Annotated in this window: 6 protein-coding genes and 1 pseudogene; all 7 read right to left on the bottom strand. The window is 45.2% G+C overall.

Going from position 1 to position 8,301, the window contains the following annotated elements; translation table 11 throughout:
• Positions 1-66: 66 nt before the first annotated feature.
• Entirely contained in the window at positions 67-759 is a 693-nt protein-coding gene (locus WBA23_RS06680; protein WP_424581476.1) for a hypothetical protein, read from the bottom strand.
• A 57-nt stretch (positions 760-816) separates the two neighbouring features.
• Positions 817-2,169, bottom strand: coding sequence for a TolC family protein (locus WBA23_RS06675; protein WP_424581475.1), 1,353 nt, complete (start codon positions 2,167-2,169; stop codon positions 817-819).
• A gap of 21 nt (positions 2,170-2,190) precedes the next feature.
• Positions 2,191-2,601: a putative toxin-antitoxin system toxin component, PIN family gene (locus WBA23_RS06670; protein WP_424581474.1), complete on the bottom strand. Its 411-nt coding sequence runs from the start codon at positions 2,599-2,601 to the stop codon at positions 2,191-2,193.
• Positions 2,598-2,822 carry a hypothetical protein gene (locus WBA23_RS06665; protein WP_424581473.1) on the bottom strand — a complete coding sequence of 75 codons (225 nt, stop codon included), beginning with the start codon at positions 2,820-2,822 and terminating at the stop codon, positions 2,598-2,600. The genes WBA23_RS06670 and WBA23_RS06665 overlap by 4 nt, the downstream gene beginning before the upstream one ends.
• Before the next feature lie 51 nt (positions 2,823-2,873).
• Positions 2,874-6,086: an efflux RND transporter permease subunit gene (locus WBA23_RS06660; protein ID WP_424581472.1), complete on the bottom strand. Its 3,213-nt coding sequence runs from the start codon at positions 6,084-6,086 to the stop codon at positions 2,874-2,876.
• Entirely contained in the window at positions 6,083-7,306 is a 1,224-nt protein-coding gene (locus WBA23_RS06655) for an efflux RND transporter periplasmic adaptor subunit (RefSeq protein WP_424581471.1), read from the bottom strand. The genes WBA23_RS06660 and WBA23_RS06655 overlap by 4 nt, the downstream gene beginning before the upstream one ends.
• A 140-nt stretch (positions 7,307-7,446) precedes the next feature.
• Positions 7,447-8,301, bottom strand: a pseudogene (locus tag WBA23_RS06650) (hypothetical protein); the annotation flags it as partial.

Genomic DNA, 8,301 nt, shown 5'->3' with positions numbered 1-8,301 from the left:
GGGAAGTTTTTAGTGGCAATGGTACCGGAACGGCGCATAGATTAAGTTATTTTCATAGGTCTTTCATCATCTTATCTCTGACAAGCTTTTCTCAAGGTCTTGTAATTTCTCTAACACACTTTCATATTCGATAATTTGATTAGTCATTAGGTTACTGTAGGCAACGGCAATATTCTCAAAACGATGATCAGTGGAGAAGTCCGTTGTGTCTATCGGATAGTTAGTACTGTACCTTACTTTATTAAAAAAATATGGGCTAATAAAGTTTCTGATGTATTCTTCGGTGGCCTGCTCGCGGCTTTTGCTTTCTTCTAAAGACTTATACGTATTCACCAACTTTTTTCGAAGCGTATAATCCCTTATCAAATCAAAGTCACCCGATTCCTTAATGTTTTCTAGGGTGGTGGCTACCGGACGATACTCAATAAAACTAGTCATAACGGGTGACGTATTACCTAATCGTGGGTCCACAAACCTTTTTGAGGCAATCAGGGCTTTTATGGTATCTGCCCTTTCTCTCAACAGACGAGTTTGTTCCAATGTATGCTGCAAGCTTGCAATGTTTTCTTGGGTATCCAGTACAAAGCTCTCCAGATAGTTTCCCAAACGTTGTTTATCCTTCCGAGTCTCATTCCAGCTATTTAGTTGAAAAGCCAGACTAATGCCCAAGATTACGATAAAAAAATCGATAAGCTTAGATTTCCAGTCAATAGCTAGCTTCACTCTTTGGCGATAGGCCGCTTTAATTCGCTTGATCATTTGATAGTTACGTATTTATCCCAAAAATAATACGTTTTTCGATCAATCAAGCTAAGCTTAATTTATGTTCTCGTATTCACTCAGAATACCCCCAGTGAGACGCAGTAATTCGGTTTCCGATTCTATTAAATCGTACTTAGCCTGAATATTGGTGAGGGCGGTATTGAGGTAGTTTACCTGGATTTGGCGATAGTCGAAGGAATTGATGGTACCATTGCGGAAACGTTCTTCGGATAAATCCAAGTTAAGCTGCGCCGCCCGAATATTTTCTTCTGAAATGGATAAGAGTTTTTTACGTACGTTGTACAGATCGTAGGTAGCCAATAGATTATTACGTAGCGTTAATTTCTGTTGTTCAATCTGTACCTGCCCAATGCGTTCTTGGGTGTAGGCGTTTTCAATAGCTTGGCGTACTCGGCCTCCATCAAATAGTAAGTAGTTCAGCGTAAACCCGGCGGCGTAGCTAAGGGTTCGCCCCCCCACTACTTGGGGTCGGTCAGGATCAGGAAAGGCAAAACGGGCGTTGGAAATATCCTGTCGTTGCCAAGTGTAGCCGCTGCCAGCGTTGAAACTTAGCTGCGGATAAAGCTCCGTTTTCGCCAGACGGGTATCAGAACGAGCAATTTCCAGGTTGATATACTGATTCTGCAAATTACGATTACTGGAAATCATCCGATCGTATAGATCATCTAACTCATACGCAGTGGACTCTACCGCTAAGCTATCGGTTAGATCATACGTTAATGTCACATCTTTACCCATCAGTAGATTTAGCGTACGACGGGTATTTAAGAAATTTATCTCTTGGGTAACCAAGTTGGATGAGTCCGTTAGAAAAGCATTCTGCTCCTGAAGTATGTCAAATGTAACCGCACTACCTAGTTCTCCTTTTAGCCGAATATACTCGTAACGATCCTTAGATAGCAAAAATACGGTTTCTAGTGCATCCAATCGCTCTCGCTCCAACTGGGTTAAGTAGTACTGATTGATAATTGCCTGAACAGAATTCTCGACGACTACTTGAGCATTACCCCGCGTAAAGTTTTCCAATTGCTGTAGTTGCTCCCGCCGAATATTGATTGCGAAACCGCTAAACAGTACCCAGTTAACATTTATTCCGGGGGTGATATCATTGGAGATAGTCAATCCCTGAAGGAAGCCCGCTGGGTTTTCCACATCCCGAAAGTTGTTATTCTGAGATAAACTCAGACTGATAGTGGGCCAGCGTCCTGCCGCTCCCCAATTGTTGTTGTTTTTAGCAACTTCCACATTGAGCTCTTCAATCTGAATATCAAAGTTGTTGGCCAAACCAATTTGGATAGCATCGGAGAGGGAGAGGTTTTCTTGCTCCTGAGCTTGTACTGTGAAAGTACTCCAAAAGCAAAGTAAGATGAGAGTTAAGTATTTCATAGAATAAAAAGAATGACTGAATTAAAGGGTAGATATTAACGCCAAAAACTGCTTTGTTTTCATAATATTTACCTTAGGAAATGAAATTTGAGTTAGCTCATTAAAATGTCGATCATTAGTCACTAAATAATCCGCTCTCCCTGATACAAAAGCATCTACGAATTTATTATCGTCATCATCCTCGGCAATTAAATTCCATTGAAAATATACATTAACAAAATCTATATTCTTCAATTTTACTAACAGTTCGGCTATGTTTGAGGCTACTAAGCTATTACTCTTACTTTCTATAACTTCAGTGTACTCAGTCAGAATTTCGTTAGTCAATAATAAAGTGAATTTACCCTCTATTAACGCATCAAAAATAGGTCGGTAGGGCGATTTTTTGGCAATAGAAATTAGTAAGGCGTTCGTATCTAGAACAAATCTCATGTATTGGTTTTTTTCCTCATATGCTCGTCGGCCCACCGATGCATTGTATCTTCATTCCAGTCATTTTCCTCCCACAGTCTATCCATCTCTTGAGTAGCTTTCTCAGCAAAATAGTGTGCTAATAGTGACCTAACCTCTTCCAATTGACTATCGCTCAGATCGTACTGAAACAGCTCAAGCAATTCAACTTGGAGATTTGTAAGCTTTCCTGTTATTTTCATAGTTACTCAAGATTTAATAATCTATTCGTTCTTTCACATCTCACATTTTCATTAAGCTTGCTGCAACCGACGCTGCTCGCGGATAGCCGGTTCTACGTCTTCGCTATCGGGCGAGCGATAAGGCTCATCGGGACTCATGTAGTGCTTCACTTTGCCGATACCTTTATTGATGTACAGCTTGATATCGTTGAACACCAGCATAATTACCGGGAAGAACAGTAGAATCATTAGCGTGCCGAGCATTACTCCGTAGGCTACCGAAATGGCCATGGGAACCAGGAACTGCGCTTGGAAACTTTTCTCTAGAATCAGTGGATACAACCCCACTACCGTAGTAATTGAGGTGAGCAGAATAGCCCGGAACCGAGCAATCCCCGCACCGTAGGCGGCTTCTTCTATTCGCATTCCCTCTCGTAGGTTCTGATTATACTTATCCAGCATCACCACCGCATCGTTAATAATGACTCCCGAAAGAGCAATCATGCCGTACATGCTGAGCATAGAAATCGGCTGCCCGTGAATGCCATGCCCGATAGCGGCACAGACTAATCCGAGCGGAATAAGCAGTAGAATTAAGATGGCTTGATAAAGCGAGCGGAACGATAAGGTGATGACTAGGATCATCATAATAAAGGCTACCGGAAATACCTTAGCAAAGGAAGCTACCGTACGGGCCGACCGGCGCGACTGCCCTTCAAAGGAATAGGTCACACTAGGATATTTGGCCAGAATGGGCGGCAGAATTTCGCTTTCCACCTTCTCAATAATGGGTGGAACCGGTTCGTAGGGATCAACCAGGTCAGCCTCCAGACGCACCTCCCTTTTCCCGTTGAAGTGGTTAATGTTCATCACCCCTCGGTCAATGGTGTAATCGGCTAGTTCCCGTAGCGGGTACTCGTTGCCCTGCCCGTCTTTAATCCGCATCGATTCCATCTGCGAAATTGTTAGCCGGTCTTCTTCGGGATAGCGCACCCACACCCGTACCTCGTCGGTGCCAATAATCAGCCTCTGGGCTTCCTCTCCAAAAAATGCCTGCCGGATTTGCTGGGTAATATCCTGCTGAGAATATCCTAGGAAGTACGCTTGGGGCCGTAGCTCAAGTTGAATCTCCCGCTGGCCGGTAGCGGTATTATCTTTAATATCTTTGAGCGAAGCCAGACCCATAATTTCGGCTTTGGCTTCTTCTTTGGCCGCCGTCAAATCTTCCAGGTTACTACCTAGTAGTGCCAGCGAAAATGGTGTTCCGAAGCGGTTTTGTCCGCCCACACTAAATTTTTGGGCTTCGGGCACTGCCCCAATTCGCTGGCGTACCCGATTAGCAATTTCAAAGCTGGAAATATCTTCTACCCGCTCCAAATCAGCTAAGTCGATCCGGAGGTGCCCAGCGTGACTGCCTCGTTCGGCCGCTCCCCGTCCACCACTGCTACCTACGTTCATGCTTACCGTCTCAATTAAGGAAGTTTCATCCTCTCGGTCTTTTTTAATTTCTTCGTTTACTTCCCAAACAGCGGTCTCAAAACGGTGCAAGTAATCTTCAGTAATGTTTTCCCGCGTTCCCGGATTTAGTACTAGTGATACCTCAAAATCATCAAAAGGGATAGAGGGAAAAATTGTGGTCTTAATCAGTCCACCCTGAATCATACCTAATACTACCATGAAGATAAATATTGGTATAGCGAACGATATCCAGCGCCACTGAATCAGTAGTCGCAAAACACTACCGTAGATATTGTCGCGCAGATATTTAATTCCTCTATCCAGTCCACCCCGAATACGATCTTTCTTAGGTTTGTGATCAGCGTCTTCGGCTTTGCCACTGGCTAAGTGAGAGGGTAGTACGAAGAACGCTTCTACCAGCGAAAAGGCCAGGCAGGCAATCACCACGATTGACATTTCGGTGGTAAAGCCCTGATTATCTAGCAGCATAAGCGGAATAAACGCAATGATTGTAGTAGTTACTGAGGTGAACACTGCCGGAAGCACTTCCATGGTTCCGTCGATGGCCGCTTGGGCCGGCCCCTTACCCATCTCTTTGTGAGTATAGATATTTTCGGCAATTACAATCCCGTCGTCTACCAGAATCCCGATAACCAGAATCATTCCGAACAGCGACAGCATATTAATAGTAATACCTGCCAAGCTACCGACGATGAACATGCCGAGGAACGAAATAGGAATGCCTACCGCTACCCAGAACGAGAGTCGCAAACTAAGGAACAATCCTAAAGCTACTAGTACTAAAGATAATCCTACCAGCCCGTTGCTGGTCAGTAGGCTAATTCTCTGCTGAAGCAGGGTGTTGAAATCGAAGCTGGCGAACAGTTCAAAGTTTTCGTTTTGGGCATCAAATTCTTCCAGATACTCTCCGATAAAACCCGAAATTTCCTGCAAGTCTTCTTCCGGTAGCTTGAGTACGCTGATGGAGATTGATGTCTGTCCGTTGGAATACGATTTATTGGGAGTGTCAGCAAATTGAAACTTGACATTAGCAATATCGCGTAGCAGCAGATTACTTCCGTCGGGGTTGGCCCGTAGTACGATTCGGCCGATTTCTTCGGGAGCGTATTCCCGGGAGTTAGCCCGAATGCGAATTTCTTCTTCCGAAGTCTTGATTGAGCCTCCCGAAATATCCCGGTTATTGAAGCGCACCGCATTGGCCACCTGCGAGAAAGTGAAGTCATAACGTTGCAGGGTGGCTTCGTTGACCTCAATAGAAATCTCTAGGGGAGGATACCCAAACACTTCTACCTGGGAAATTTCACCTGAATTGAGCAGATCGCTCTCAATTTGCTCGGCTTTTTCCTTCAGAGCTTTCAGGTCGTTCGGACCGCGCAGGGTTAGGAAGGCTGCCCGAGAGCTGAAGCTACCGCGGTCTTTAATCACAATGGGTGGTTCGGCCCCTACTGGGTAGGAAGGGATGCCGTCTACCGCATTTTTTACCTCGGCCAGCACCTCATCAAGGTCGTAGTCGTCGCGGGTTTCAATATTGATGGTGGCGGAGTTCTCGGAGGAAGTAGAAGTGACTTCCTCGATTCCGGTAATTCCCTTCAACGCTTCCTCTACTTTGATGGTGATACCTTCTTCCATCTCCTCCGGCGAAGCCCCCGGATACGTTACCCGAATGGCGATCTGGTTGGAAGGAAGTTCAGGAAAGAATGACTTATTAATATTGGTGTAGCTAAGCGCACCAAAAATGACAATGATAACTAGAATAGCGTTAGCCCAAATGGGGTAACGCACAAAAAACTCTATAATTTTCCTCATGTTTCGCTGCGATTTTTGGTAGTAACGGAATCAGACTGGTTGTCGGCTTTGCGAGGGCGGCTGCCGCTGGGTGCACTGCTTTCTACGTTGGTAGTCACTCGCATATTTTCTACGGCATTGGCGGGCAGATCAACGACTAGGCTATCACCCGTATTTAATCCACTTCCTTCCAGCGGACTGATCACTACTTGGTCTTGGGTGATTTTTTCAATATTAACCCGGCGCGCCTGTAGCAAACCATCTTTTACTACGTACACCTGATCTTCGTTAATAAGCACCCGCCGGGGAATCTGCATGGCTTGCTCCAATCGCGAACCAGGGATAGTAGCGCGCAAGTACTGCCCGTCGTACAAACCACTGTTGGGCTGAGCGTTAACTCCCACGTAAACATTAATTGATTGCGTGGTAGGATCTATAAAATCGGCAATGCGAATTACCTCCCCTGGCCAGGTTTGAGAGCCATCTTCCGAAGAGACCTGCACTTCTGCCCCCTCCTTCACCCAACGTATTTCTTTAGGGTCTACTGGAATTTCTAGCTCCAACAGATCGGTACGAATGATGCTGGCAATATTAGCACCCGGATTGACCACCGTTCCGGTTTCTAGATTAACATTAACAATACTGCCGTCGTAGGGAGCGTATTGGTAGTACTTTCGAAGATTTTCCTCTCCGCTCTTAATACTGTAGTATTCCCCCAGAATGTTTTTAGTCGCTAAAAAGGTCTTGACTTTGTTAGTGGTAATTTCCGGTAGCGGCTCGAGCGATTTATCAATTTCAATACTTTCAAAGTACTTTTGCCAGGCCGGATAATCTTCGGTGAAGTCAATCTTAAAATCGGGTAGGCTGGAGGCAATCAGATTTAAAAACTGGCTTTTGCGAGCCTGCAAGTTCAGCCGAGCTTCGGCATCATTAATCCGATACATAAGTTGCCCCTTCCGAAAGTTAACCCCCGGCTTGAGCTGAACCTGACCGGCAAACAACCGGCCACCTATCTCAGCAATTAAATCTAATGGTTGGGAGGAAGTGATACGTCCGTATTCTACTACTTCGGTGTCAATTTCTTGGTAGGTGACTTCGTTAACCCGGACAAAATTCGTCGAAACTCGTTTGGGACGTTCGGGAGGCAGCTCTTTCATACCAGCGAATTGCCGCATAGCAATGTAGCCAGCGGCGATAAGTACTACAAACAGTCCTAAGACCAGTAGTTTACGTTTATTCATGAGGATTAGGAATTGGATACTGAACTGTGTAAGTAACTGACCTAGCTAACGAATACTACTCAATTTAGTGGTCAATTTTCTACAAAATTACTTAACTGTTAGACTAACACACCCATACTTAACTTGTTTTCAGCAATTATTTACAATCCTGGCTGCTTCATCCACTCCGATAAGGCCCAGCAAGCGTACAGTTCGTAGTACTGCGACCGGTCTTCCGCTACCTCACATAACTGTTCCTGGGTTGCTTGCACTTCTGGCAACATGGGTTTGGCAACCTCGCCCAGCAGTTGAATGGCTCGGGCGGCCATCAGTATGGTTGCTCCCCCACTGTCTAGATGTTTAGTAAGTACCGGAAGGGCATCATCGCATTCGCCAGAATTGCAGAGTAGTTTAGCTGCCTGAATTTGTACGGAAGAAAATGAGTCATTTAGGCATTCTTGTAGCCACGATTGTACCGAAGGGGTTAGAAACATGCTTGGCCGCAGCGATGTCATTAACCAGAATCGGGAAATTGGGTCGTAATTCTGTATTTGTTGACCTTCAAAATTACCGTCTATCTGAATACCGTTGATTAACTTCAGTACGCTATGAACAGGAAAAATAGTAGTATCCCGTACCATTTCGTAGATCGTACTACCTTCTGCTAACCTTTGCATCATAGGTTCGGGGATTAATCCTGAGTCATGGGTATCGATAGCCCAATGCTGCTGGGCGGCTCGCATATCGGTCAGTACTGTTGCGTACTCTGGGTTTCCAGCCAAGTTGTTTACCTGATAAGGGTCAGCTTCGGTATCGTACAGTTCTTCAGCGGGACGACTGGGTGCCCACATATGTTGCTGGGCGGCAGTCAGATTCCCTTCGGCTAAAACTCGTCGGAGTTCTACCATCACTTCCGATTGATCAGTATAAAAGTTAGGCTGAGTTAGCGGTAGATGAGGCAGGTAATTACGAATGTATAGGAAACGTTGCCCCCGCACACTACGGGAGATTTCAAA

Source organism: Tunicatimonas sp. (assembly GCF_049647865.1).
Classification (GTDB): domain Bacteria; phylum Bacteroidota; class Bacteroidia; order Cytophagales; family Cyclobacteriaceae; genus Tunicatimonas.
Note: the sequence above shows the minus strand (reverse complement) of the source record. Positions and strands in the feature narration are given on the sequence as shown.